The sequence below is a fragment of the Thermogymnomonas acidicola JCM 13583 genome, assembly GCF_001316105.1.
GTDB lineage: Archaea > Thermoplasmatota > Thermoplasmata > Thermoplasmatales > Thermoplasmataceae > Thermogymnomonas > Thermogymnomonas acidicola.
Map to the genome: position 1 here is coordinate 79,666 of NZ_BBCP01000007.1, position 25,031 is coordinate 104,696.

Here is a 25,031-nt window from a genome sequence, read left to right on the forward strand (position 1 = left end):
AGTGTAAAAGTTATTCACATACGTTCATATATACACTGAGCATAGGTCGCCATGCGCAGTAAACTTCTCACGCTTGTGACAGTTGCCATTGCGGTCGTGGCTGTCATTGGTTTTATGGGCTTTGCGGCTACGCATGCCCCAAGCAGCCAGCCAAAGTCAACTGGGAACAGGGCTCCCTCAGGCAGCGGGACTGGAGGCACTGGTACGGCCACACAGGTCTCGGTTTTACCGGCCCAGCTGAGTAAGCCCGTGAACAACTACCTGTTCATGCCAGCGAAGGTGCACAGGTTCCTGATGCAGAACGGAACCGTGATGCCCCCCCTTTACACGCAGTCACCGGCGCCATGGGCATTGGTTTCTTCGGCCTTGAGAACGTCTCGGGCAAGCTGGTCGGTTCGAACTACTACGCGTCCAGTTTCGAGGCAACGGTCAACATCACAAACCTGAGCGTATTCAACCTTGCAAACGATGCCCCCCCGTACTCACTGACATTCCAGCTGAACACGGTCACAGCGAACACCACCCTGTTCGGCCAGTCGAAGTACACCTTCTGGACGCAGAACGTGATCACGTATTCTGTCAGGACGCATGATCTGGGGTTCGAGGACAACATATGGAACTTCAGCAGCACAGCTGCATACCTGTCCTCGAACGCAATCCTCAACTCCACCGGGCAGGTATATCCATATCCCGGTGTGCACATAGCGATAGGGCCATCATACCTGATCAAGCCGCCATTCAGCGTCACACTCTACCTGAACACCTCTGAAATCGATGGGAACAACGTCGTCTATTTCAATTACTCCATCCCACAGCTCGGTGTGAACGCACATACGACAGGGTCACATTCAACTCCACATACGGGATGCCGCCAGGCTACAGGGCACCACCGTCCTACTTCCTGGTGAGCGGCACCCAGCTGGCACCGGTGGGCCTGCTGTATGACGCAGAGATCATGATGGGCGGCCCTGGAGGAGGATCGACCACTACGTTCTACAGCATCAACGGCAACCTCTCCCTGAAGTACATCCCAGCGCAGAACCCGATGAACGGGAACCACCCGGCACCCCCCCCGCCCCCCCCTCCTCCACCTCCACCTCAGCAGGGAATGAAGAAGGCAGCCTACGTCAACGTGCCTGCGGCCTTTGACTTCGGCACAGATACCGGTGAGACGTCCACGGGCGTTGCGGTGACCTGGAACAGCCAGGACAAGGCGATACTGACCACAGGCCCCCCCTCACTACTATATGGCATGTGGAACGTCTCATCCGACACGACCATGGAGCAGTTCTCCGGCCAGGTCTCGCCCAGCAATGCATTCCTGTTCGTGAGCCCGGGCGAGACGCTCAACTACAGCCAGGCCGGCTACGTGCACTGACTCCCTCGGGCACCTACAGCTTCATGCTTCCTTCCGGCCAGTACGCTGCCCTGGCACTGCTCAGCGACCACAGGGCGGTGGCCCAGATACTGACAGGTGAAAACACGTTCAGTCTGCCGCTGGACATGTCCGCAGGGGGGGTCTACACACCTCTCTTTGCGATGAACAACGCTCAGCTACAGAACATATCGTATGCAGGAAACGGTACCCTTTCGAACCCATACATGCTGTTCAACAATGAGTACGGTTACATCGATCCCCTGTTCGGTGAGATCAACGACTACGCGTTCCCGCAGTTCGAGGGCGTCATGCTGATAAACACGAGCGCGTACGTGATGGCGAAGGACATGCCGACCTTCCCTGTCATATACCAGGGCTCGTTCCTTGACACTGCCCTCGTGGAGGGCCTGGTCCCGTTCAACTACCTGGGCTACTGGGCCTACAACGTGTCCCACTTCATGCTCACGGACAGCAGGGTAACCGGTTGGTTCTTCACAGACGATGCCGGTGAGCCCCCCCTGGCCAACGTGATACTCTGGAACACCACCGATTCACTCATCGCCTCAGACCAGTTCCTCTCCATGGACTCTTCAGTGCTCATATTCGGTGGCATGAACAACACGGTCTGGGGCAACTACTTCATGGACTCGCCGGCCATTGCCAGCGCGTCCCTCGAATCCGCATGGAATCTGTGGGGCGCGCCACTTGGCCTGGCAGTCTACTCCTCTAACAACACAATATACAACAACTTCTTCGCCACAGCACTCACGGCCATAAGCCCATCGACGAGCATATACACAGGAAACGCCAGTGTGTACATTAACGAGTGGAACATATCCCTGGAGCCGGCATCGCAGGTGAACTACTTCGACGGTCAGCCCCCCCTGTCAGGCAGCATAATAGGCGGCAAGTACCAGGGTGGCAACTTCTGGTACAACTTCAACGGCACGGTCCCTTATAATGACAGCGCTGATAGAGTATGGAGGGGGACTACCTGCCCCCCCTTAACCTCATAGACCTGAGGCCCGCCCACTCACAGATGCTCCAGGCAACGTGCCATACCTGATGACCTCGCCGTACTTCCAGCAGTACTTGATCAACCTGGGGGGGCCAGCGAATGGCAGCATGGAGCTCAACGTCACCCTCTACCTCAACTTCACGAACCTGAGCGGCTGGAGCAGTTCGTTAGCGAGGTCAACTCGCCGATGAGCCCATACTTCGGGGGACTACCTGACACCGCAGCAGTTCCGGGCAATGTACTACCCATCCGCATCTGTAATCGGGCAGATAGAGGCATACTACTCTGGCCTGGGCTTCAAGGTCTGGAGCTACTGGTACGCGCCCCCCCTGGTGATAGTGCTGCAGGGCAACGTGAGCATGTTCGAGCATACCTTCGGAACGATGCTATATGAGTATGAGTTCACATATCCGAACGGTTCATACGCGACGTTCGTGACGAACACCGCTAACCCGTACATACCGGAGCAGTTCTCCCAGTACATCGTGCACGTCTATGGCCTGAGCTATTCGTCAGACGCCCTCCTATCAGAGGTGAACAGGCAGGACCTGAAGACTGAGGTCACTGGTGCCACGCAGACCGCTGGGTCCCAGATCAGCATGAGCAGTGTGGTGACACCACTTAACCTCGAGCAGTTCTACGGCGTCAGTGAACTCCAGCAGATGGGCTACACGGGCCAGGGCATCAAGATAGGGATACTTGGCGTTGGCGAGTCTGTCAACATGTCCGCTGTAAGGGCCTTCTGGGACCGCTTCGGAATACACAACCCGAGCGTTGTGCTTGTCAACCTCACCCCCCCGAACGGAATGAATCCTTATCCGGAGGGCGTTGAGGCTGACCTCGATGTGGAGTGGTCCGGGGCCATGGCGCCCAACGCCACCATATACGATGTCATGCAGCCCTTCAACCTCACCGGCATAGGCGACAATGCGGTGAACATCGAGCTCTACTACATGCTCAACGTGATACGCCCGCAGGTCATATCGGGCAGCTGGGCGGAGCTGCAGTTCCACCACGACAGCGGCTTCGCCAGGATATATGACCTCATAGGCCTGCAGGCCGTGGCAGAGGGTACGACCATATTCCTTGGTTCTGCCGACAGCCACAGCATATTCTACCTCACCGTGATGGCCTCACAGTACATCGTCTCAGTTGGGGGGGGTGTATACCCTGTGCTTAACAGCACCGGCCAGATAGTGCAGCAGTACGCGTGGTACCAGCCACAGTTCAGCTGGTACGGTGGCCCGGTCGGTTCCGGAGGAGGTAACAGCTTCTTCTTTGCCAGGCCAGTATACCAGAGCGCCGAGACGATAGTTGTGCCCTCGACCTTCACCAACAGGGGGGGCCAGCCAGACCTAGCCATGCCTGCTGCGAAGATGCTCTTCGCATTCAGGAATTTCTTCGGTGTTGCGGCGGCACATCGTTTGCCACGCCCATAACCGCAGGCATATTCGCTGACATAGAGCAGGAATACGGCAGCATATCAGGCACTGCTGGGTACCTCGGCTGGGTGCAGCCCGCACTCTACGAGCTGGGTTACGGCACCATGTTCGGTTACCAGGCCTACTTCCAGGTCAACTACGTGCAGCCGTACCCTGGCATGGTGGGCAGCGGGTACCTGGGCCCAGGCTGGAACGACTTTGTGGGCATCGGTTCCATACAGGCCTTTAACCTCTCACAGGACCTGGTGAACTATTACCTCACCACCGCAGTCATAGGCTCCGGCCTGTGACACCTGCCCTTTTTTGATATCCTTTAATTTTAGCCACCTCATTTCTCCATTCTGGTCCACCCATCATTACCATGTGCATGATTGAAATTGAATGAATTCACAACTGTGATGCGTTATACTGCATTCATTTATGGCGATCCCCCCCTGTAACTCTTGGCTGGCCTGCGATCTCCGGCACACCACACCTGTCGCCTCTCTTTAGCACATGGGCACAATGGGCATGCATGCACAGTTCACTCCGGATAAGGCGTCTGAGGGACCTGGACCAGGAATACCTGGACAGCCTGCTGAGGTCATGCGTGGAGGAGGGCGGTTCCTGCCACCTCCTGCTGTCCGATGGCGTGGTGCTGGATGTGGAGAGGTACCTGGGGGGGACGGATATGTCAGAGATGGTCATGGTGCAGAGGATCCTCACGCCCTTCCAGCTCAGGCGCATACTCCTGGAGGGCGACACTTTGCCGCACCTCATTGTCCTCTCGTCCTCGGTGCTGTCGGAGTGGGGCATGGAGATAACACTCTCCGTTCTCGACATCATGAGGATGAAGGCATACTTCCAGGGCTGTCAGATAACCCTGGTTGTCTTCGGGGCGCCGTTCATCCTCGACCATGTTGCCAGGGGGGCTTGCCGTGAATGGGTAGGACGGTACCGACAGCAAGGGCCGTGCTCAGGCCTGTGGTGGAGGGGATACTGCGCATGTCGGAGATGCTCCCAGAAGAGGAGAGGCGCGCTGCACTGCACATACTCGAGAGCGGAAAGCGCCGGGTGCCAGAGGCCTCATTCGGGGGGCCTGGACAGCCAGTTCTCTTTCCTGCTCTCCGTCCTGATAGACCTGGAGAGGAGGGTCAGGCAGCTGGAGGCGGCCAGGGATGCTGGTGAACGCCACAGGTGAGGACACAGTAACGCTCTGGTATTACGATTCTGGCCTGCGCTCCAGGAGGTACGATTACTTCACCTGGGTCTTCCTGGAGGGCAGGAGGCAGAGCCTCGAGGAGATCGAGGCACAGCTCTCAGGCCAGCAGTTCAGTGCCATGTGGTCTGAGAGGTCCACCATATACGGGGTGGTGGAGGGCCTCGAGGTATGGGGAAGGCCATCCAGACTCGCAGCACTCTCCAGGGAAGTGCAGAGGCTCTTCGGGGGGGGCATGGTGCGCACGTACAACTCATCCATACATGCACCGCACAGGTTCGCTGCGGAGAGGGGGGGCCTGAGGTTCTTTCACATCGAGGATCTATCTGGCCCGGAGCCAGAGCTGCCGGCATGCAGGGTCGAGCTGAGGAGGGACGGGAGGGAGGTGGTGCACCTCTCAGTCAACGGGCGCAGGTACGGCAGGCCATCTCTTGACGCGCTGGACGACCTCCTCAGGTCCATGGAGGAATCCCTGTACCTGATCTACAACGACGCGGTGGGCCTCTCTTACATCCTCACCATCGTGAGGGAGAGGCACGGGCACCCGTGGTTCAGGCTATCAGGCCCGTCCCACTATGCATCGTACGGCAGGGTCTCCTACAGGCCGCCGACCATATCTGTGCCCGCCATGGTGTGCATACCTTCCGACAGCTTCACCTTCTCCGTCTCCGGTACCGTGGGCATACAGACGCTCTCGCGCATCTCCTCGCTGCCGCCCGAGAGGGTGGCACTCTCCACGCCTGGAACGGTCGTCTCTTCCATGGAGGTCTCGAAGGCCCTCTTCTCTGGCATCCTCGTCCCGGACGTGAAGGATGACCACGAATGGCCGAAGACTGTGCTGCAGCTCTACTCCTCAGACAGGGGCGGCACAGTGCTGCAGCCTGAGCCGGGCATATACGATGATGTCTACGAGATCGACTTCTCCTCCATGTATCCGTCCATCATAGTGCGCTACAACCTGTCCCCCCCAGAGACCATCAGACCAACCCAGGGGGCCTTCTGACCTACCGTACTCTGTGGATAATTCAAGGCGCGGCTTCCTCTCAAGAGCACTAGAAGACCTCCTGGATACCAGGCTGTACTACAAGTCCATCAAGTCGGATGGAGACGTGAACTCCCTCAGGGACACAGCGCTGAAGTGGCTCCTCCTGACGTCATTCGGCTACACAGGCTACAAGAACGCCAGGTTCGGTAAGATAGAGGTGCACGAGATGGTGACGGCAATAGGCAGGAAGCTCCTGGCACGCGCTGCGGCCATTGCCATGGAGGAGGGCTTCGAGGTGATCCATGGCATCGTGGACTCTCTCTGGCTCAGGGGCGGCGGCAGCATAGACAGGGTGCTGGAGAGAGTGAGGGAGGAGACGCGCCTGGACATAGTCCTCGACTCTCATTACAGGTGGATAGTGTTCCTCCTTCCAGGGACGGCACGGGAGCACTGAACCGCTACTTCGGCCTGAGGACAGACGGCACCTACAAGGTACGAGGCATAGCATGAGGAGGAGCGACATGCCTGCGATCGTGAAGGAGTTCCAGGCCAGGTGCCTATCCGTCCTCTCGGAATGCGGATCTTCCAGGGAGTTCCCGCTCTACTACAGCAGGCTTGAAGAGGTGAAGAGGAGGTTCATGAGGGAACTGAGGGCGGCGCCAGTGGAGAAGCTCGCCGTAAAGGTGAGGCCATCCAGGTACCCAGGCGAGTACTCCGTCAAGAACATGCAGAGGGCTGTGGCAGAGATGGTAGAGGGAAAGCATGTGGCCTTCGAGCCAGGAATGGAGGTCCCGGTGGTTGTTTCGGACATGGGGAGGAAGGTGCTCAGGGCCTCCGCGGCTGACCAAATAGACGCAGCGTACTACAGGCACCTGATAGAGATGGCATGGGAGCCATTCTCATACATAATCAGGAAGAAGGGCCCGGACCTCACTGCTTTTTTCCCAGCATTGATATGATCTTCCTGGAAAGCACGCTCACGGGAACCTCGCTGATGCCGTAGACCTTCCTGGAATCACCGGGTTGCCCGATGACCCTGCTGTCCACCAAGCCAACGGTCTCCAGTTTCCTTAGCACACCCGAAGCCCTGGAGGCGGGCATGGGAGACCCCAGGAAGTCCTCCGCGATCACGGATACCTCCTGCATTATGCACGAACTCTCGCAGTACCTCGAGGAGACCAGGCAGCGGCACACCGCAAGCAGGACCACAAGGTCCTCCTCCATGAGGCTGGCCAGCTTGCTCTCCGTTATGTACGGGTTGATCATGGACTTTGCAGCCCTGACGTCATCTATCCCGATCTCTGCAGACTGCCTGTATTCTGCTATGTAGGCGGACTTCTGGAGGACCTCTATGGCCACCCTGGCGCTCCCGTACTGCTCCGATATGTCCGCTATGTAATCTATGACCTCATCGCTGCACGCACCGGGCGTTATGGCCCTATCCACCCTGTCTGAAACTATGTCCCTGAGTTCACCTACACCGTAGCGCAGGAACTTGAGGCTCTCCACATTGCCGATGCTCCTTATCTCGCTCTCCTTGAAGTAAACGAGGGGGGGGTTGTCAAGCGATACAAGCACTGTCGGTATGCTTACTCCGTGGACCTCCCTGGCCCTCAGGAGGTTGTAGATGCCCTCGAAGTCCGCCCTGGCTATGGAGGAGAACTCATCGATGACCAGAACCACCGGTTTCCTCTGCTGGGATATCTTGGAGGCTATCCTCCTGAAAATGACCGAATAGTTGATGGGGGCCGGGCGGCAGCACCAGGCCGAGGCCAGAGGCGAACTCGTTCAGTACGCTCCTCACCGATGTGTGGGCCAGGGAGTTGATGTAGTGGAACGATATCTCCGGGTGCCTGCGCATCACGTACCTCACCGTGGCAGTCTTCCCTGTACCGGAGATGCCGTGTATGAGGAGCGAGGTCTGGAGCCCGTCCATGACAGGTGAGATGAAAATGGACTCTATCCTCTCTATCTCCCTCTCCCTGTGGGGGGGAAGGGTCTCGGGTAGAAATGAAAAATCCAGGGGGGGTTCAGGGTTTAATACTATCAAGGTGCCTTCAGAGGGCCCTGCTCAGGACAGCCCTTGACGTGATCTCCTTCACACCCTCCACGCCGTAGTGCTTGACCTTCTCTATATCCACTCCCTTCTTCCTGGCCAGGTGCTCGACGAACTTCATCATCACGTACCCGCCGAAGGATATTATGGTGCCTGTGCCCATCCTTGCCAGGAAGCTGCCTGTGGCGTCCCTGTAGCCGTCCCTGGCAGCCATCTTCGCCAGGTGCCTGTAGGATGCGTAGTATACAGCGAGCTGGTCTGCGTTTAGCATGTCAGTGTTAAGCTTCCTGGACTTTATCCTGCCCAGAGGCACATTCAGGAGAGGTGTTATCGTGAACTCGAACGGCCTGCCGTCAACAAAGGAGTTGCTCAGCCTGTTCGTGAGAGCTATGGTGTCCCAGAGGTCTTCTGGCGTCTCTCCCTCCTGGCCAACCTGTATTGTGAACGCAGGCCTCCAGTAGTTCCTGGTCTCTACGAACACGCCCTCCCACACGATCTCCTGCCAGGAGCCGTCGGGGGGGCTATCCTCAGCGGCAGTGTCTTGTTGGGCATGTGCTTCTTCGCCAGCTCTTCGCTCCCGGTCTCCACCCCCCCAGTCTGCACACCGATCCAGTTCCTGGGGGGGCCAGCGCGGAGGACCTTGGAGAGCTTGGCCATCATCTCCGGATAGCCGGCAGGTATGGAGATCCTGCCGTGCGTGGGGGGGTTGGAAGAGGTCACGCCCGGCACAGAGAGCACTGTCTGGAACAGCTCCAGGAGGGCCTCCTCGTTGGGCTCGAACATGGGGGGGCCGTGCTTGTAACCGAATATCTCGTCAGAGTGGAGCCATGCGTTGGTGTTGCCTCCCCCCCTCAGGTTCACCTTTATCTCCTCAACGATCTTCTCCAGCGGGTAGTACCTCAGGGGCCTCAGTGTTACCTCGCAGAAGTCGCAGCCCACACCGCAGCCCCCTCATGACCTCCACCATGCCCTTCATCGACGGCTCCACTATGGAGGGTATCTCCTCGAGCTTCGGGTAGGCCTTGAGCGAGAAGCCGCGTGCCAGGAACACCGGTCCTTCTTCATGACCTTCCTGAAGTTCTCGTCGTATGTCCAGTAGCCGTTGAAGAAGACCGAAGTGTCTATGCTGTCCTCAGCAATCTGCTCGAACAGAAGGGGCGCAACGTCGTCTGCCTCACCCTGGAATATGTAGTCTATATGGTTCTTCTCCACCTCGTCCCTCAGGATGGCGAACTCCCAGACACCGGGTCCGCCCACGACAAGCTTGGCCTTCTTGCCCTGCCTGATGGCGTTTATCTTTGCCATCAGGCGTCCCACTCCTTCTTCACCCAGGCATTCAGCTCGCCCCCGAAGAGGGCGTAGTATGACATGGTGGTCGGGCCGAGGCCAAGCGGGTCCATGGTGGATACCGCTATTATCTCCGTGTCATCCTTTATGAAGTTCTGCAGGTAGTCCTCATGGGCCACCACTACCTCCTCTCTCTTGAATTTCCTTAGGAGTGAGGCCTCCAGCTTCCTTATTGCGTAGGGAGCGTACACGGCCTCTCCGTTGGGTTTGGCCGGTGGCGCAGGCCCCCCCTTCAGGAACCTGTATATTGATGCAGGCACCGCATTGCCCGGAGCGCATGGGAGAAAGTCCAGCAGTGGAAAGTTCCTGTATTCATAGCTCAAGGTAGAATCTGATACCAAGACGAATCTGGTCATGGTCACTACTCCTGTTCTAGAGAAGTTAAATCCTTTTAATTCATAAATATTTTGTAAGGCAGTAACGACTCGACCCCCTCATGGGTTAAGTACTGCCCTTCCGTTTATCTGGCCCCTCTTGAGCCTGAGGAGCACCTCGTTTGCCTGGTCAAGCCTGTACCTCTCGGCCTCTATCCTCACCTTGCCGGTGGAGGCCAGTCTCAGCACCTCGTTCATGTCCTTCCTTGTCCCTATGACGCTCCCGACGATCTCGATCTCGTCAACAAAGGGTATGCTGGATGCCCCCCCTCCGAAAACGCCCAGGACAAGCCTGCCCCCCCCAGGCTTGAGCGTCTTCAGGGCCGCGTCTATGGCTGCCTGGGAGGGTGCAAAGACTATGGCCCTGTCTGCAGCCCTCGAGAACTTTGAGATGCCTGAATAGTCCCTGCCAGGTCTATGACGTCGTCCGGCCCCGACTCTGAGGGCCAGGTCCCTGTGCCTTTCACCGGTCGATACAGCCGTGACCCTGGCACCCGACAGCTTCGCAAACTGTATTGCCAGGTGGCCCACTCCACCGACGCCGAAGATGAAGACCTCCTTCGCCGGGCCAAGTCTGGCCTGCTTCACTGCCCTGTAAGCCGTTACACCGGGCAGAAGAGCGGTGCATCCCTAGTCTCATCGATTCCAGCAGGAATCCTGTAGGCGTACCTGGCGTCGGCCAGCATGTACTCGGAATAGCCACCGTCCAGCGTCTCGCCCGTGACCTGCTTGTTGGGGCAGAGGTTCTCCCTCCCCCCCGAGAGGCAGTACTCACACCTGCCGCAGGCAGTCCAGAGGGGCTGGACACCTGCCAGGTCGCCCTTCCTGAAATAGTCCACGTTTTCCCCCCGACCTTCTCCACCCTGCCTATGACCTCATGGCCCGGTATGATCGGAAGCCTTGCTGGCACTCCGTTCTGCACCCAGTCTCCCTCGATCATGTGGAGGTTGGACCTGCAGACACCGCTGGATGTGATCCTGATGAGTATCTGGTTCTCCGAAGGTTCCGGGGTATCAAGGTCCTCCATCACCAGAGGCTCTTCTTCAGCCTTCCTGATCTCCCTGAGCACCATGGATTTCATGTGCTTCAAATCGTCACCATTCTATAAATACATGAACGGTGGCCACGGGTATTATCCATAAGTGTGTGACCATAAATATACATAATGGCTTGATATATATAGGGATGGGAGCTCTATATATTGCAGGTGCCCGATGCTTTTATCCAGTCCTTCAATGCTCTGGACATGCGTGTCCTTGTGGTCAGCGATGTCCATGCGAACCCCCCCTGGGCCCTGAAAGCTATAGTGGAAAGCGAGAGGTACGATAAGGCCGTCTTCCTTGGAGATGCTGTGGACTACGGCCCCCCCAGGCCAGGCGACGTCCTGGACACGCTGAGGACATTCGACGTTATCCTCTCTGGAAACCATGACTACGCTGCAGCCCACGGTGTTGACTGCATGTGTGGGCAGGATAACCATGACCTCTCTGTCTATACAAGGGAAAACATAACCATGAAGGATCTGGGTAGGGAGGAAAGGTCGTTCCTTGCCTCACTGCCCGAAAGCGCTGAGGTTGACCTTGACGGGGGGGTGAGGGCCCAGGCATACCACGCGACCCCGGCAGACCACCTGTACCGCTACCTCTACCCATGGTCGATCTCACGGGACGACTTCAGGGACACCCTGGGCAGGGAGGTGCCAGAGGGCCTGGTGATGGTCGGCCACACCCACTACCAGTTCCTGACACAGTACATGGGGGGGTGGGTCATCATGAACTGGATCTGCAGGGCAGCCACGGGACAACTCTCCATGGCCGGGGGGGTACTGTGTAATTGACACGGAGGGGGGGCAGGCCTTCGAGTTTAAGAGAGTGAGGTACGAGAAGTCGCCGCTTCGGAAAGAACTGCGTGAAAGGGTGGGGGACCAGCAAATGTTGAAGAGGCTCGTATCACTCTTCCGCCTATGAGGTTCCGTCTCGCCAGGCAGGAGGACTGGGGACAGATAAGCTCCATATCCTCCAGGGCAGGCTACGACGACTACATAAACCAGGTTGGGCCTGCATACTTGCAGGTGGGGGAGGATATACGTGGCCGAAGAGGAGAGGATAATGGGCTTCGTGAAGGTGGAGGACCTTCCGGATGGTTCCACATGGGCCAGCGGCATGAGGGTCGCTCCGGAATTCCGGAGGCTCGGCGTTGCTTCATCCCTCATGGAACACGCAATTTCAAGCGAGGCTGCAAGGTCTGATGAGATGAGGCTGATCGTGGAGGACAGCAACACCCCCCCATCACTGAACCTCGTATCGAAGCTGGGTTTCAGGAAGGTCTCTGGATTCGAGTTCCACCGTGGCAATCCTCTTCTGGGAGAGACAGAGGATGTGGAGATCGAAAGGGGGGCTCATTCCTGAACATAGGGTGGAGGTTCGCCAGGGCACACCATGCCAGTTTCCATCCCAGGGCCCTCATGTCAGGGGGGGCATCACCGTTTACAGGGCCTCAGAAACGGCCTACCATGTCCTCAGGCCAACTCCAAGGGTCGAGATATTGCCTTCGGAGGGCTACACTGCCGTTGAGGTCGGTAGCGGGATAGAGGTGGCCGGGAGCACTGACAGGAGCGTGTTTTTCCTATTCTCAAGGAAAATATAGTCAGAGGAAGTGGTGCTTCTTCTGGCCCTGATCCGATACTGAGGAGGCTCGTAGAACTCAACCTTGCCGCACTGGGGGCACTTGAACAGGGTGAACGTCTGTGTCTGCTCCATCAGGTCGTTCCATCCCCCCCCAGGAACATGCCGCCTATGCCGGTGAACCCGCCAACCCTGAAGTTCATGTTGCCTACCTCAACTAGGTCAACGTTGCAGTTGCTGCACTTCCTCTCCATGATAGCCACAGCAGGATCTACCTATAAATTAGTTTTGGAGTCCAGCAGGCACGCGTTATCTAATTTCGCACTGCCTCCGGCAGAACGCGTTCTGGAGAGGGCAGGTGGAGTGTCTTAAACGCGAAGAACATGCCAATCACCTTTCCGGAATAAAACAACTTTGTGCCTGATTTAAACATGTGGTGGCCTAAAGATTTACAACGGACTAAACCTATGGGGGGGAAGATACGTGTCCTGATGGAGCTGCATGTTAACAAAGAAAGAGGGATGGTAAAACAATGACCCTGGACAGGGACGCCTTCTTCCGTTCTGTGATCGAGAGGTTCGACCTTATGAAAAAGACCGTGGACTTCAAGTCCTCTTACCTCAGTGGAGACATACAGGGCATCAGGGAAACGGAAGAGGAGGAGTTCAGGAAGTGGTTCCTCTCTGTGCTAGATGAAAGGGTCGTCCACGGGCAGGTGGAGGCCACTGGTAAGGAGTTCATCGTCGACCTGCTGACCAGGTCGGCAGAAGGTGAGGGAGAGAGGGCGATGAGGAGGCGCATGCTCCGCGTTCTCTCTTTATTCACGGACGATGAGGTCTCCAGGATATTCGGCCTGCGGTGCTCAGGCGGGTGAGGAGGAACAGGCAGGACAGGCGGGGGGGTAAAGGTAGGGAATGAACTTTTGGGTACCGCCCCCTCCTTATATACAGGACTGAGATAACGGAACTGGAAGCGGTTCCATGAGTGAGCTTCACGACACCTACGTGGACTACAGGACCGGGTGGGAAGAGCTGTATCGGGCCGCTGAAAGGGGGGGTACAGATTACTTCAGGGAAAAGATGGGGGTCGGTTTCAGACAACTACATGCTCCTCTACACATGCAACAGGATTGAGATGATTTACGTCTCCGAAAGGCCGCTTGCGCTGGATGGCTTCAGGCACGTTGAGGGCGAGGATGTTGTGAGGAGGGTGTTCAGGATCGCAGCCGGCCTGGAGTCCATGTCTGTGGGCGAGAACGAGGTACTGGGGGCAGCTGAGGCACGAGTATGAAGAGCAGGTAAGGAGGGGCCAGGTCAGGGGGCATTTTATCCACCCTCTGCATGCGCGCCATCTCCCTGGGCAAGAGGGTGAGGACCGAGACCGGCATATCATCCGGAAAGTCCTCTGTGTTCGACATTGCGGCCGACGTGGTGGCCAGTGAGCTCGGCTCAACGGGCCTGCCTGTTCTGGTCATCGGGTCTGGCAGGGCAGCCAGCTCCGTCTACAATGTCCTCATGTCTTTAGGCTTCACGGACGTCACTGCATGCAGCGCAGGCCAGGTGGCCTCACTCAGGCGCAGCTTTTCGGCCGCTGTGGCTGCGCTGAGGCCAGATGAAGGTAAGATCGACCCTTCATCAATGGAGGCACTGAGGGCCTCTAAGGTGATTGTGGACATATCCAACCCTGCCGCTGTGGTGGACGACGGCATGGGCAGGTGCAGATACATGCCAGACCTGGCCCAGCACGCCCTGGAAATGAGAGCCTCAAAGGCCCGGGACGTTGCAAGGGCGGAAGCCATGGTCGAGGAAGCAGTTCAGAGGTTCATGGTTGAACTTAACAGGTACCAGGTGGACGAGGTAATATCATCCATGTTCAGGTACGCCGAGGAGGTGCGGCGCAGCGAGGTCTCAAGGTTCCTGAAGGAGGTATCGGGTGGGTCCTCCATAGACTCTGCCTGGAGTCCATGACAAGGGCCATAACATCGAAGGCACTGAGGCCGGTCATAGAGGCACTCAGGGAGGGTAGGGACGGAGACGTCCTCGCATCTCTCAGGACGGCACTGGAGAGGAGGTCTTTTGATGGAGAACACGGCGAAATCGGAGAGCCTGTTCAGGCGGGCAGATAGCCTCTTCCCGGGTGGTGTGAACTCCCCCGGTAAGGTACTTCGACCCACACCCGCTGTTCATTGCGGGAGCGAGCGGGCAGAGGGTCAGGGACGTGGACGGGAACACATATACAGACTACGTTCTGGGATACGGCCCCCATGATCCTGGGCTACGGTGACCCTGACGTGCTCGCCAGGGTGCAGGAGGGCCTGAGGGAAGGCTGGTTCCCCCCCGGGGCCCCCCCGAACGCGGAGGAGGTATCCCTGGGCGAGATGATCAGGGAAAGCTCACCGTGGGTGGAGAAGATGAGGTTCGTGAACAGCGGCACCGAGGCCACAATGCACGCCATTAGGCTGGCACGGGCTTACACTGGCAGGAAGGTCATAGTGAAGATGGAGGGGGGCTTCCACGGTGCCCATGACTACTCTCTGATCCGCTCGGGCAGCGGCTCACTCACCTTTGGCACACCCTCAACCCCCCCTGGCGTGCCCGAGGAGGTCTCCGCCACGGTGGCAGTGGCCTCTTACAATGACATAGCAAGCGTGGAGGCAATATTCGATAGGCTCGGCAGCGAGATCGCCGCGGTGATCACTGAGCCGGTCTTCGGGAACGTGGGCCTCATACCGCCGGAGCCGGGGTTCCTGGAGTACCTGAGGAAGGTGACATCGGAACACGGCTCTCTACTCATATTCGACGAGGTGATAACTGGATACAGGGTTGAGTTCTCAGCTTACCAGAACGTCATAGGCATCAGGCCCGACCTGACGACAATGGGCAAGATCATCGGCGGAGGTGCGCCCATCGGCCTGTTCGGTGGCAGGAAGGAGGTCATGGAGAGGGTCACGCCCTCTGGCCCTGTGTACCAGTCAGGCACATTTTCGGCCAATCGCATATCCATGCTCTTCGGCCTTGCCACCATGGAGAAGCTGGCAAACAGCGACTACGGCACCCTCAACAGGCTTGTGAAGGACATGGCCGTTGCCATAAGGGAGGAGATAGAGGGCTCAGGAAAGGTGGCCACAGTGAACCAGGTGGGCCCAATGTTCCAGATATTCTTCGGGAAGGAGAGCGTGAAGAACTACCGGGACGCCATGTCCGCGGACCGTGGGACATATATGCGCTTCTTCAGGCACATGCTGGTGAAGGGGGGGATATACGTGCCACCTAGCCAGTTCGAGACCTGCTTCGTCAGCTTCGCACACACAATAGAGGATACTGAAAAATTCGTTCAGGGCTTCAGGGAGTTCATCAGGGAGTAAAAAAGAGGTTATTTCTTGAACTCCCTAATGGCTTCCCTGAGCGGTATCATGTGCATCGCCGCAGAACCGCCGGAAATCGAGACAGCAACCAGGCCAGCCTCGATCAGCTCGTTCTCTGTGGCCCCCCCAAGCTCCAGTGCCTGCCTCGCGTGGTATGTGATGCACCACTGGCACTGAGATGCCACCGACACTGCCACTGCTATGACTTCCTTCGTCTTCTGGTCAATGGCGCCTGGCTCCACTGCAGCCTGGTTGAACTCCATGAACTTCTGCAGCACATCAGGGTACTTCCCGCCCAGGTCTTCAAAGAGTCCCTGTATCTGTTTCAGCCTCTCGCCGGCTGTCAATTCAGTCCACCAGTCTGAGGTACCACGTCCTGGCGCCGGGTTCCTTCTCGTTTTTAAGGCTGTCCTGGAACGTCGATGGTGCGGATGCCACGCCTTTCTGGCCAGGCTCCCAGTTGGCCGGTGTGGCGAGCTTCCTCTCCCAGTTGAACTTCAGTGCCTTCACCACCCTCAGGATCTCGTTTATGTTCCTGCCTATCTCAGCCGGGTAATAGATCATCCACCTCACGATCTGGTTCGGGTCTATTATGAACACTCCCCCCCTGACCGTAGTTCCGGCCTTCTCGTCTATGAGGTTGTAGGCACGTGCGACTTCCTTGTCTATGTCCGCGATAACAGGGAACGGTATCTCCACGCCGAACTTCTCCTTGATGTCCCTGAGCCACTGGATGTGGCTGTATATGCTGTCAACGCTGAGACCGATGAGCTTGACGCCCAGCTTCTGGAACTCGTCGTACTTTTCCGCAAAGGCCATGAACTCTGTTGTGCAGACAGGCGTGAAGTCAGCCGGGTGTGAGAACAGCAGCACCCACTGCCCCCCCTTCAGGTCAGAGAAGGTAAGTGGGCCCTGTGTGGTGTTCACGGTGAAATCCGGAGCCTTCTGTCCAAGATATACTGGCATCTTTAAACCACCTATAACCTGATAGTCGCTATAGAGAATAACGTTTCTAACTGTGCACGCCTTGCACAGACCACTAATTAGTTATACTCACGCAGGACGCGGCATACCAGCGGGCCTGGACATAGCCTCCTAGATATCTAGAGCGAAGCAGGAATGCACAAGGGAATGCCCGCACCATGTCACGTTTCCGGGGGAGCCGAGCCTTATGCAGTAGAACCTCTTCCTTGTGTCGGTAAGGCATATCTGTGTCTCTATGAGCCCGGCCTCCTTGAGCACCTTGATTGCGTACATCAGAGTCCTCCTTGACAGGCCGGTCTCCTCCTCGAGCCTCTTCACCGTGGCGATCTTCAGTTCCCTGAGCACCCTGAGCACCAGTTTAGCTGAGGGTGGCATCTCCCTCTGCTCCAGCATCATGGACACCATGTGTGCCTGCATATAACCCCCCCTTTGATATGCGCGCCTTTAAATTATCTGCAGTAATAACATGGCATACACCTTCATAACAGGTAGCCCAGTGCCATGCCTGTGACCGGCGAAAGGACCCATGTGGCTATGACTATGAGGAATGGTCTCACGTACACGGCCTTGTACCTGTATGACAGGGCGGTGCCAAGAACGCTCGATGTGAGCGTCTGCGTGTTTGACAGGGGGGGTATGCCGAAGAGCGTAGCGGTCTCGACCAGGGCGGCAGAGACGATAAGCGAGATGAAAGCGTTTGTGTACCGCATCCTGTAGATCTCCTCCCCCCCACCCTCTTGATGACTCCCCCCCTGCTCAGGAAGAAGCAACCGGTGAATATGGACAGAACCATAGCCGCAGTCGTTGCTGTGCTAAAACCAGCCATGGACTCTATGAAGCCGAGGGTGTTCGCTCCCAGGGTTATTGCAGTGAGGAACGACGAGATGATCAGCAGCGTCTTGATGACAGCAGCCGCGGCCCACTCGTCCCTGTAAGTTATGCCAGACACGAGCCTGTTAAGGGCCACAGCACCAGCCACAGAGACAAGCGGCGCAACGGCCCACATCAGGACAACCGGCCTGACGGAACTGAGGCTGAGGCCTCGCCGAACCTGAGTGAGAGACCTATGGAGACACCGACCATGGCCATGGTCAGGGAGAGCGGTGACCTCGTGAGGCTGGCAACGAGGAAGATGGCCAGGGATATCAGCATAGCCAGGAGGCGGTATGACTGGCCCTCAGGGAAGAGTTCTGCCGCCGCACGGCTCAGGCTGTGGCCCTGAATCAGGAGGCCGATGGCAAAGCCCGCAGCGCCTATCAGTGTGCCAGCGTTTCTGCTCACGATCCTGGAGCCTATCAGCGTCCCCCACAGATGCCGAGAGGTTGTTCCCGGCCACCAGGGCCGTGAGGATGGAAGATACCACGATACCGAATGCGAAGTACTCTGGATTCAAGCTCCCCCCTCCAGGCTGCGCGGCTCACTTCGTCACAGAGAGCCGCACGGTCTGGACAAGGTCTGCAATATCCTCGCAGTCGTCCAGAAGGTCATCGATCTTGTGCGTCAGCTCTGTGAGGTGCAGGAACACTATGTAGGACACATACTGGGACATCTCATAGAGGCTGTCTATGAGGTTGTCCTTCATCTCGTCAACCTGTTCTTCCAGTTTCTCGATCTCATGCCTGGCCGCCTGCACCTCGGCTATCTGCCTCCCAGTGAAGGCGATCCTTACATGGTCGAGGGCCCTGAGGTGTATCTCGATCATGTTTGCAAAGACAGTGTACGCGTGATCAACAGCGTTCCTGGAGGCATCGTTCTGCACCTTCAGCCTGGGACCCATCCTCTTTATCTCCCTGCTTATGTAGTATGACTGGTCAAGGAGGTCATCGCACTTCTCAACAAGCTCTATCAGGTTGTCCATCACGTTTGAGCTTATTGCCCCGCTCGTTATCTCGTGCTTTATCTTCATGGAGATCTCGTCAGCCTGCCTCTCAAGTGCACGCACCCTCTCGTTCTCAGGCTTCAGGTCCTGCTCCCTCTTTGAGAGCATGGTGCGTATGCACTCGCTGGCCTCCTTGCTCAGCGGGATGTACTCTGTCATTTCCTCCAGGACACTCCTCTCCCCCCCGACAACAAGGAGCCTCCTGAGGAAGTCTGCATTTACCACGCCGGGTGATGCCTGCCCCTTATAGAAATATTGCCAGGCAGGGTACATGCCATTTCACAGCATGGCTCTTGTTGTGGCTGGGCCTGTCAGAAACGGTACAGGAGATATACAGGCAGGGCGCCCTATTGGCCCGTGAGACCAGTGGTAAGGCATAGGTGGAGTATCACGAACTGCAGGCCCAACCCCGCACAGGCCAGGGACATACGTTTCCTCTCTAATGGCAGGCAAGGGCCGTCGATGGCTTTATGGTAAGGGTCGTTCAACTCCGCCTGAAAGGATCAGTATTTCCAGAGCCAGGATGTGGTGCCCGGATACATTTAATACAAAGAAGCTGTTTGAGCGGACTAATGCTCCTCTCTGTGTTCTTCGTAACAGTGCTCGTCGCACTCTTTGCAATAATGAACCCGATAGGGGGGGCCGTGCCTACACTGGTGGCACTGACCCAGGGCTACAGTCAGGATGAGATCGGGAGAGTGATCAGGAGAAGCGTCATGGTGGCCGCAGGCATGCTCTTCGGCTTCATGTTCGTTGGTGTCTACATCTTCCTGGTGCTTGGCATCGACATCTCCGACTTCAAGGTGGCTGGTGGCGTGCTCCTCTTCAAGGTAGCGTTTGACATGCTGCAGGGCAGGACGTCCAACACGAAGCTCACGCAGCAGGAGGAGCAGGAGACCCTCGAGAGGGAGGCAATAGGCATAGTGCCAATAGGCACCCCACTGCTTGCAGGCCCAGGCACCATAACCACAGGCATAATATACTTCAACGCACCCGGCGCAACAGTTGTTGAGAGGCTTCTGGTTGTGGTTGCAGGGATAATTGTGATACTCCTTGCCTACTTCATCCTGAGGTTCTCGGTGCCCCTGTTCAACAGGCTTGGCAGGACGGGCTCACTGCTTATATCCAGGATAATGGGCCTTCTGCTTGCGAGCATAGCGATAGAGTTCATAACCTCGGGCCTCTACTCGATCATATCGTCACTCCACTGACGCAGGCCGGCAGCAGTTTCCAGCGACGATAGGTACTCTCCAAACTCTTGGCAACCTGTCTGCCCGGGTGCCGTGGGCGCGCCGGCAGAGCAGTACATGAGGTCTGAGACCACCAGGGCCGACATGAGCCTGAAGTCCTGCGCTTCTTGGCCCATGGGAGCGAAAATCATTGGCTTCTTCACCTCTCTCTTGAACCATGCGCACATTGACAGGTCTCTGTAGAAGGCCATCCTGGTGTTATAATTTGCCGCCACCTTGTAGATGTCTGCGGGGATGGAGCCAATCTCATCGAGCGAGTTGCCAATGCCATCGCCCTCAAACATATGCATGGACACTATCACCCTGGCACCGCCTAGGTCGGAGCTGACACTGCCCAACAGGGCAGCGTCTATGTCGACACAGGCGGCACCCGCATCTGTGGCCCTGGAGTATGCAGCGGAAGCTGCCGCAGCGTCCCTGGAGCGGAACGTGAAGATCGCTGTGGCCCCCCCGCCTGCAGCGAGCCTCTCGAGTGCACCAATGGCCCTCTCAACGCCCATGAGGTCAGCCCTCAGCTCAGCTATTTGCCTGGACGGATCGACCTTTGCGATATCCTCCTCCCTGCCTATTGAGATGACTGGAATGCACCTCTCCCGGAGGGTGAACCTACCAAGCCTCAGGGGGCTGCACTGGACCAGGGGCATGATCCCTGATCTCTAGCTCCCCCCCTAAAAACAGTGGCACCTTGCCCTATCAGGTTGTGTGGAGCACCTGAAAGTTTATTTTAGGCATGCCCATGGCCATCTCACTGCGGCCCAGGGCCGTATGAAGTGGTGGATACGAAAATAGATTTGAAGAGCATACTGGGAATGATTGGTATGGACATGATCGAGATTAAGAAAGGTGGCAGGTACACGGTTTTATCAAACAGCGGGACCGATGAGCCCATGAAGACTGAGGGCGAGTACGTTGGCTACACGATCTTCGGCGAGGAGGGGGGCGGTCTGCTTCAGGGTCACGCAGCAGGACGGGCGCAGCTTCATCAGGCTCATACCTGTGTCGAATCTGATCGCGATAGAGTTCAGTGAGGACCAGCTGGTCAGTGCAAAGTCAAAGCCAGAGAGGGAAGAGGGCGACAAGACAAACTACATCAGCTGAGCGCACGATATCGCTGTGTATACCGGGCCATCCGGCCTGAGGTCACTCCTGTAGAGGCACACCTTCTCAGCAAACCTCTCAGTGTTTCCGTCAAGCCTGACGGCATACTGTCGCAGGTCCATGGGGGCTCTTTAGCCTCGCCACGGTTATGTGGGGGCACGAAATCAGCCTCAACGCCCAGGTTGAGCAGCCCCCATCACCTCGGAATAGAGGTGCCTGAAACCCTCTGGTGACACTGACAGGTACACCACCCTTGCCCTTGCGGGTGCCGGAAAGGCAGAGACACCCTCTATCCTGAAGCTGAACCTCTGGAACCTCAGTGCTGAGAGGCCCCCCCTGGAGATGCGTCTTGCCTCCCCCCCATCTCCTATCTCGCCCAGGAACTTCAGGGTAACGTGCAGCTCGGGCGTCCTCACCGGCCTCAGGCCGGGGGGGATTGCCGTGATCATACGCTCCACCCTTTCGGTATCGCTGCCCCTGCTCACGGGCACTGCCAGGAAGGCGCGCATGGCATGGTCATGCCTCAAGTCCTAAATAACAGTGACAGTGGCGGGGGGGAGCATACGGCCCCCCGGGCCGTTGTGGGTGAACAGGCGCCACACCCCCCCTGGCCGCACCGTGGGAGGTAGGCCCCCGCTCCGGCAGCACTCACGACAGTTCAGCGGCAGAGACAACCTTAACAATGGACAGTGGAGGACGGTAATGCACTCCAGGCAACCGTGTTGCAGGAAGCCAAGGGTATTATAATTTCCAGCATTACGTGTAAGCATGGCTAGCAAGGTTCCAGAAAACCTCCTTTACACGAAGACACACGAGTGGTTCTCTGTGGATGGGGGGGACACTGTGACCGTGGGCATTACTGACTATGCCCAGCAGCAGCTGACAGACGTCGTCTATGTCGATCTCCAAGAAGGGGGGGGAGAGGAAGAGGCAGGGTGATGTGCTCCTGACAGTAGAATCAGTGAAATCAGCGGAGGATGTGTTCTCACCTGTGACGGGCGAAATCATAGAGGTCAACGAGAGCTTGGGCAAGAGCCCAGAGCTGCTGAACAAGGACAGTTATGCAAACTGGCTGGTGAAGATGCGCCTCGAAAAGGGGGGGTTCAAGCCGCAGGGTATGAGTGCATCCGAGTACAGGAAGTTCATAGGCGAGGAATGAGGCCGGAGGAGAGGAGGAAGGATCTCTATTCTAGGCTCGCCAGGGAATATGAGTACAGCAGCAGGGCGGCCTTCAAGCTGCTGGAGATACAGGAGAGGTACAGGTTCCTCTCCCCCCCTGGCACTGCGGTCATTGAGTTTGGGGGCCAGCCCTGGGGGGTGGACCGAGGTCCTTCTCCAGCTCGGCTGCCACCCTGTCTTCTCCATAGACTTAGTGGCCTCCAGGGAAAGGGAGGGCGTCGTCCAGATAAGGGGGGGCGACATGACGAGGAGGGAGACAAGGGAGAGGCTGAGGGAAGAGATGTCCAGGCTCAGCCTGGCTCACGCAGGCTCAATAGTCTCTGACGCCATGGTACACACGAGCGGAGACAGGAACAGGGACCACGCGTCCTCGTACCTCCTCTGCGAGGCTGCAATGTCTTACGCAGGGGAGTTCCTTTCCAGGGGAGGCAGTGTCCTTGTGAAGCAGTTCCAGGGCGATATGACGCAGTCTTTCATAAGGAAGCACAGTGGCAGGTTCCGGGATTCCAGGGTAGTGAAGCCTAGGGCATCTAGGGCGGAGAGCAGCGAGGTCTACATCCTATTCACTGGATTTTCCGGCGATGGATGAGAGCACATCACTGTACATTTCGAGCTCGCAGACAACGGCCAGCCTCCTGCCCTCACCCATGAGCCTCCTGATATTCCTCACAACCTCATCCTGCCTGAGCATGTCCAGGACCCTGAAGCCCTTCACCTTCCACATCTCCCTCTTCCACTCATCCACGAATTCCTCTGCACTGGAGGACGTGAAGACCTTCCTGGCCACCCTGTTTTTGCGCAGTGAGTGCCTCACCAGCGCCATGGTGCCCACGCTCCTCCTGTAGGCCTCGTTGTAGTGCTCGTCGTCCATGTCAAGGCCCACCAGGGGGCACACCGTTCTCCTTGCAGTACCTCGCTGCCTCTATGAACATGGGCGGCGGCACCATCACCTCGCCGAACCTTGACAGGTTGACGCCGTATATCGTCTCGTAGTCTGATATGGAGACCTCAAATGGGCTGTCAAGAAACTTCAGGAGCCCCCCCTCGGCCTCCTCCGGTGATATGGTCGCTGCAACAGTTTCCGGCCTGAAATCACGCAGGGCATCTCTTACCTCGTTGCCATCTGAGACAAGGCCCTTGATTGCACCGAGGATGACAGTGTTCCCGTTTCCGTCGAGGTATGACTTCTTCATCGGATCAGCTGTGCCCCCCCGCCGCCCTCTTCTCTATTGTCCTTATCAGGTCGTCCTGGTCCCTGGTAGCCCTGAGGAGGCCGACCGGTATTACCGGGCACCCACCGATCGTCTCCTTGTCCGTGTCCCTCTCGCTGACAACCAGTGGTGTCTGAAGCAGGACGTCGCATATGCTCTTTATTGCAGCCGCCCTGGCCGCCCTTGACATGTCCTCCACCACGCCCAGGAAGAGCATCCTGCTGTAGGTCTCCAGGGATATGGCATCGAAGGGAGACCTCTTGACCACCTCGGAGTGAAGGCCCATCATGGAGAGGATCTCTATGACCTCTCCCACGAGCTCGTCCTCCGGCGCCTCGGGATCAGGTATGCTCACCCCCTCCATGGCCTCCCTGAGGTCGATCCTCCTCTTCAGGTCCTCCTTCAGGACTCCTCGATCTTCCTGAAGATCTCTATTGTGGCTGCGTTGCCGTTCTCGTACAGTGATACCGATCTCCTGGAAACGCCTATCTTGTTGGATATGTATCCTATGGAGTACCTGAGCCTCTCCCTGACCTCCTTCATCCTCTGCCCGTCGATGGACACATAGTACCCACCGGGGCCTGAGAATATGTAAGGCCTCTCACCATCCACATAATCCTGGAACGTGTCCAGGTTCATTATCGGGAGCGTGTGCCTGTAATAGACCACCCCCCCCTCTCAAGCGGGCCGTTGCCTGTCCTTTCCCCCCCCAGTACGACAGGCACAGATTCCGTGATCTTGGACACCCTGATGAGCTCTATGGCGCTGCTGGCCCTGAAGGTGTCTATGTTGAACAGGATCTTGAGTATGTACCTCTCATCCTCTCTCCTGGCAACTATGTCGAATGCCACGAGACCTCCGAGCTCCGGGTCTGATACGGCAAAACCCCTACCTCTTAGGAACGTAATAACTCTCCTGAGTATTTCCTTCCGGGGGGGTCTTCCACAGAGTCAAGTATAAAAGGTTGTATTTAAAGGTTGCTCCAGTCACTCCTCTATTTCCTTTAGGCCGCTCGACAGCTTGTTGGGGGGGCACACCTTTACCTCGCATATGTCGCAGAGGAGTTTGCCATCCAGCGGCTCGGGTGACGCGATCTCTACCCTCCTCACCCCGTCTATGGCGGAGAGGTCATTTATGACCCTCTCCGGTATCGGCCTGAAAAAGATGATCCTTATGAACGTGTCGTTCGACCCGTAGTTCTTTGCCGTGAACTCCCTGATGTAGCACCCGTACCTTGAGACGATCTCACCGACTGCGGCCAGAGTCCGCGAGAAATAGCCCATGGTGGTCCTTATTGTTATGACCTGGTGTCCCATGAGGGGGGGCACCACATCGCATATGTCCACGCTGGGCTTGATCTTCTCCATCACCGCCTTCACCTGCGGCGTGGCCTCTATGAACCTGAGCGTGTCATAGACCGTCCTCCTGTTGACCCTGAATGCCTTTGCAATTTCAGAGATGGAGATCTCCATGCCACCCAGGTAGAACCTGCCGTCCACCACCGAGATCCCGAGGTTGTACAGACCCTCAACTATCCTCCTCTTTATGGGATAGTTCTTGAAGTATTCCTCCAGTATTAGCAGCATCGGGTCTTTCCTCCGGGTACGGATAAATATTCCAGACACGTTAATTAAGTTTGAGTAA

The 25,031-nt window shown here is 57.2% G+C and carries 29 protein-coding genes and 8 pseudogenes; 17 read left to right on the top strand and 20 right to left on the bottom strand.

Features of this window, described 5'->3' with window-relative positions; translation table 11 throughout:
* Window positions 1–51 precede the first annotated feature (51 nt).
* From JCM13583_RS12630 to JCM13583_RS07340, 5 genes and pseudogenes are all read left to right on the top strand, one after another.
* Window positions 52–4,128, top strand: a pseudogene (locus tag JCM13583_RS12630) (thermopsin family protease).
* Window positions 4,129–4,352: 224 nt separating this feature from the next.
* Entirely contained in the window at window positions 4,353–5,018 is a 666-nt protein-coding gene (locus JCM13583_RS07325) for a hypothetical protein (RefSeq protein WP_075057214.1), read from the top strand.
* The gene (locus JCM13583_RS07330) at window positions 4,996–6,039 is read left to right on the top strand and encodes a hypothetical protein (protein WP_162509579.1); all 1,044 of its coding nucleotides are present in this window, start codon (window positions 4,996–4,998) and stop codon (window positions 6,037–6,039) included. Before JCM13583_RS07325 ends, JCM13583_RS07330 begins: the two co-directional genes overlap by 23 nt.
* Window positions 6,040–6,052: 13 nt before the next feature.
* Complete coding sequence (locus JCM13583_RS07335; RefSeq protein WP_075057216.1) at window positions 6,053–6,475, top strand: hypothetical protein; 423 nt, start codon at window positions 6,053–6,055, stop codon at window positions 6,473–6,475.
* Between the two features lie 52 nt (window positions 6,476–6,527).
* Window positions 6,528–6,980, top strand: a complete 453-nt coding sequence (locus tag JCM13583_RS07340; RefSeq protein WP_075057217.1) for a hypothetical protein — start codon at window positions 6,528–6,530, stop codon at window positions 6,978–6,980.
* Here the strand turns inward: JCM13583_RS07340 and JCM13583_RS07345 are convergent.
* The 6 genes and pseudogenes from JCM13583_RS07345 to JCM13583_RS12650 form a co-directional block, all read right to left on the bottom strand.
* A complete protein-coding gene (locus JCM13583_RS07345; protein ID WP_162509580.1) occupies window positions 6,952–7,704 on the bottom strand; it encodes an AAA family ATPase in 753 nt (250 codons plus the stop codon). The genes JCM13583_RS07340 and JCM13583_RS07345 overlap by 29 nt on opposite strands.
* Entirely contained in the window at window positions 7,685–8,071 is a 387-nt protein-coding gene (locus JCM13583_RS12635) for an AAA family ATPase (RefSeq protein ID WP_162509581.1), read from the bottom strand. Before JCM13583_RS12635 ends, JCM13583_RS07345 begins: the two co-directional genes overlap by 20 nt.
* A gap of 7 nt (window positions 8,072–8,078) precedes the next feature.
* Window positions 8,079–9,780: pseudogene (locus JCM13583_RS07350) on the bottom strand (B12-binding domain-containing radical SAM protein).
* A gap of 78 nt (window positions 9,781–9,858) precedes the next feature.
* Complete coding sequence (locus JCM13583_RS12640; protein ID WP_171823512.1) at window positions 9,859–10,386, bottom strand: zinc-binding dehydrogenase; 528 nt, start codon at window positions 10,384–10,386, stop codon at window positions 9,859–9,861.
* 14 nt (window positions 10,387–10,400) lie between these two features.
* On the bottom strand, window positions 10,401–10,637 hold the full coding sequence (locus tag JCM13583_RS12645) for an alcohol dehydrogenase catalytic domain-containing protein (protein WP_162509583.1): 237 nt from the start codon (window positions 10,635–10,637) through the stop codon (window positions 10,401–10,403).
* Window positions 10,637–10,879, bottom strand: a pseudogene (locus JCM13583_RS12650) (alcohol dehydrogenase catalytic domain-containing protein); the annotation flags it as partial. The pseudogene JCM13583_RS12650 and the gene JCM13583_RS12645, both read right to left, overlap by 1 nt.
* Window positions 10,880–11,005: 126 nt before the next feature.
* Here JCM13583_RS12650 and JCM13583_RS07360 point away from each other — a divergent pair.
* The 3 genes from JCM13583_RS07360 to JCM13583_RS07370 all read left to right on the top strand — a co-directional run bounded on the left by JCM13583_RS07360 (window position 11,006) and on the right by JCM13583_RS07370 (window position 12,444).
* Window positions 11,006–11,635: a metallophosphoesterase family protein gene (locus tag JCM13583_RS07360; RefSeq protein WP_162509584.1), complete on the top strand. Its 630-nt coding sequence runs from the start codon at window positions 11,006–11,008 to the stop codon at window positions 11,633–11,635.
* 250 nt (window positions 11,636–11,885) lie between these two features.
* A complete protein-coding gene (locus JCM13583_RS07365) occupies window positions 11,886–12,206 on the top strand; it encodes a GNAT family N-acetyltransferase (RefSeq protein ID WP_162509585.1) in 321 nt (106 codons plus the stop codon).
* A 7-nt stretch (window positions 12,207–12,213) separates the two neighbouring features.
* Entirely contained in the window at window positions 12,214–12,444 is a 231-nt protein-coding gene (locus JCM13583_RS07370) for a hypothetical protein (protein WP_075057219.1), read from the top strand.
* Here the strand turns inward: JCM13583_RS07370 and JCM13583_RS07375 are convergent.
* Window positions 12,445–12,676: pseudogene (locus tag JCM13583_RS07375) on the bottom strand (nucleotide-binding protein).
* A 278-nt stretch (window positions 12,677–12,954) separates the two neighbouring features.
* Between JCM13583_RS07375 and JCM13583_RS07380 the strand changes: the two are divergent.
* From JCM13583_RS07380 to JCM13583_RS07395, 5 genes and pseudogenes are all read left to right on the top strand, one after another.
* The gene (locus JCM13583_RS07380) at window positions 12,955–13,296 is read left to right on the top strand and encodes a hypothetical protein (protein ID WP_075057220.1); all 342 of its coding nucleotides are present in this window, start codon (window positions 12,955–12,957) and stop codon (window positions 13,294–13,296) included.
* 230 nt (window positions 13,297–13,526) lie between these two features.
* A complete protein-coding gene (locus tag JCM13583_RS07385; protein ID WP_075057221.1) occupies window positions 13,527–13,712 on the top strand; it encodes a hypothetical protein in 186 nt (61 codons plus the stop codon).
* Window positions 13,713–13,762: 50 nt separating this feature from the next.
* Window positions 13,763–14,389 (top strand): hypothetical protein, encoded by a 627-nt coding sequence (locus tag JCM13583_RS07390; RefSeq protein ID WP_075057222.1) that lies wholly within the window; start codon window positions 13,763–13,765, stop codon window positions 14,387–14,389.
* Entirely contained in the window at window positions 14,386–14,547 is a 162-nt protein-coding gene (locus JCM13583_RS14035; RefSeq protein WP_171823513.1) for a hypothetical protein, read from the top strand. The genes JCM13583_RS07390 and JCM13583_RS14035 overlap by 4 nt, the downstream gene beginning before the upstream one ends.
* Window positions 14,501–15,786: pseudogene (locus JCM13583_RS07395) on the top strand (glutamate-1-semialdehyde 2,1-aminomutase). Before JCM13583_RS14035 ends, JCM13583_RS07395 begins: the two are co-directional and overlap by 47 nt.
* An 8-nt stretch (window positions 15,787–15,794) precedes the next feature.
* Here JCM13583_RS07395 and JCM13583_RS07400 read toward each other — a convergent pair.
* The 5 genes and pseudogenes from JCM13583_RS07400 to JCM13583_RS07425 form a co-directional block, all read right to left on the bottom strand.
* Entirely contained in the window at window positions 15,795–16,133 is a 339-nt protein-coding gene (locus tag JCM13583_RS07400) for a carboxymuconolactone decarboxylase family protein (RefSeq protein WP_075057223.1), read from the bottom strand.
* A 1-nt stretch (window position 16,134) separates the two neighbouring features.
* The gene (locus JCM13583_RS07405) at window positions 16,135–16,752 is read right to left on the bottom strand and encodes a peroxiredoxin (protein ID WP_075057224.1); all 618 of its coding nucleotides are present in this window, start codon (window positions 16,750–16,752) and stop codon (window positions 16,135–16,137) included.
* A gap of 129 nt (window positions 16,753–16,881) precedes the next feature.
* Complete coding sequence (locus JCM13583_RS07410) at window positions 16,882–17,163, bottom strand: MarR family transcriptional regulator (protein ID WP_162509595.1); 282 nt, start codon at window positions 17,161–17,163, stop codon at window positions 16,882–16,884.
* A gap of 86 nt (window positions 17,164–17,249) precedes the next feature.
* Window positions 17,250–18,081, bottom strand: a pseudogene (locus tag JCM13583_RS12655) (inorganic phosphate transporter).
* Between the two features lie 106 nt (window positions 18,082–18,187).
* Complete coding sequence (locus JCM13583_RS07425; protein WP_075057248.1) at window positions 18,188–18,874, bottom strand: DUF47 family protein; 687 nt, start codon at window positions 18,872–18,874, stop codon at window positions 18,188–18,190.
* Between the two features lie 347 nt (window positions 18,875–19,221).
* On the opposite strand from JCM13583_RS07425, the gene JCM13583_RS07430 reads away from it, so the two are divergent.
* Window positions 19,222–19,860: a MarC family protein gene (locus JCM13583_RS07430; RefSeq protein ID WP_075057228.1), complete on the top strand. Its 639-nt coding sequence runs from the start codon at window positions 19,222–19,224 to the stop codon at window positions 19,858–19,860.
* Here the strand turns inward: JCM13583_RS07430 and JCM13583_RS07435 are convergent.
* The gene (locus tag JCM13583_RS07435) at window positions 19,833–20,543 is read right to left on the bottom strand and encodes a type I 3-dehydroquinate dehydratase (RefSeq protein WP_075057229.1); all 711 of its coding nucleotides are present in this window, start codon (window positions 20,541–20,543) and stop codon (window positions 19,833–19,835) included. The two genes, JCM13583_RS07430 and JCM13583_RS07435, sit on opposite strands and share 28 nt — an antisense overlap.
* A 174-nt stretch (window positions 20,544–20,717) precedes the next feature.
* Here JCM13583_RS07435 and JCM13583_RS07440 point away from each other — a divergent pair.
* Window positions 20,718–20,997, top strand: a pseudogene (locus tag JCM13583_RS07440) (hypothetical protein).
* A 170-nt stretch (window positions 20,998–21,167) separates the two neighbouring features.
* On the opposite strand, the gene JCM13583_RS07445 reads toward JCM13583_RS07440, so the two are convergent.
* A complete protein-coding gene (locus JCM13583_RS07445; protein WP_075057230.1) occupies window positions 21,168–21,506 on the bottom strand; it encodes a hypothetical protein in 339 nt (112 codons plus the stop codon).
* Window positions 21,507–21,765: 259 nt separating this feature from the next.
* Between JCM13583_RS07445 and gcvH the strand changes: the two are divergent.
* Both gcvH and JCM13583_RS07455 read left to right on the top strand, forming a co-directional pair.
* Window positions 21,766–22,156, top strand: a pseudogene (gene gcvH / locus JCM13583_RS07450) (glycine cleavage system protein GcvH).
* A gap of 138 nt (window positions 22,157–22,294) precedes the next feature.
* A complete protein-coding gene (locus JCM13583_RS07455; protein WP_171823514.1) occupies window positions 22,295–22,765 on the top strand; it encodes an RlmE family RNA methyltransferase in 471 nt (156 codons plus the stop codon).
* Here the strand turns inward: JCM13583_RS07455 and JCM13583_RS07460 are convergent.
* From JCM13583_RS07460 to JCM13583_RS07475, 6 genes are all read right to left on the bottom strand, one after another.
* Window positions 22,736–23,071 (bottom strand): hypothetical protein, encoded by a 336-nt coding sequence (locus JCM13583_RS07460; protein ID WP_075057231.1) that lies wholly within the window; start codon window positions 23,069–23,071, stop codon window positions 22,736–22,738. The two genes, JCM13583_RS07455 and JCM13583_RS07460, sit on opposite strands and share 30 nt — an antisense overlap.
* Window positions 23,049–23,369, bottom strand: a complete 321-nt coding sequence (locus JCM13583_RS07465) for a hypothetical protein (protein ID WP_075057232.1) — start codon at window positions 23,367–23,369, stop codon at window positions 23,049–23,051. The genes JCM13583_RS07460 and JCM13583_RS07465 overlap by 23 nt, the downstream gene beginning before the upstream one ends.
* A gap of 4 nt (window positions 23,370–23,373) precedes the next feature.
* Window positions 23,374–23,751, bottom strand: a complete 378-nt coding sequence (locus JCM13583_RS12660) for a hypothetical protein (protein ID WP_162509588.1) — start codon at window positions 23,749–23,751, stop codon at window positions 23,374–23,376.
* Window positions 23,752–23,789: 38 nt separating this feature from the next.
* Window positions 23,790–24,056, bottom strand: coding sequence for a helix-turn-helix domain-containing protein (locus JCM13583_RS12665; protein WP_162509589.1), 267 nt, complete (start codon window positions 24,054–24,056; stop codon window positions 23,790–23,792).
* Window positions 24,026–24,238, bottom strand: coding sequence for a hypothetical protein (locus JCM13583_RS12670; protein WP_162509590.1), 213 nt, complete (start codon window positions 24,236–24,238; stop codon window positions 24,026–24,028). The genes JCM13583_RS12665 and JCM13583_RS12670 overlap by 31 nt, the downstream gene beginning before the upstream one ends.
* A 135-nt stretch (window positions 24,239–24,373) precedes the next feature.
* Window positions 24,374–24,973, bottom strand: coding sequence for a regulator (locus JCM13583_RS07475; RefSeq protein WP_075057233.1), 600 nt, complete (start codon window positions 24,971–24,973; stop codon window positions 24,374–24,376).
* Window positions 24,974–25,031 lie beyond the last annotated feature (58 nt).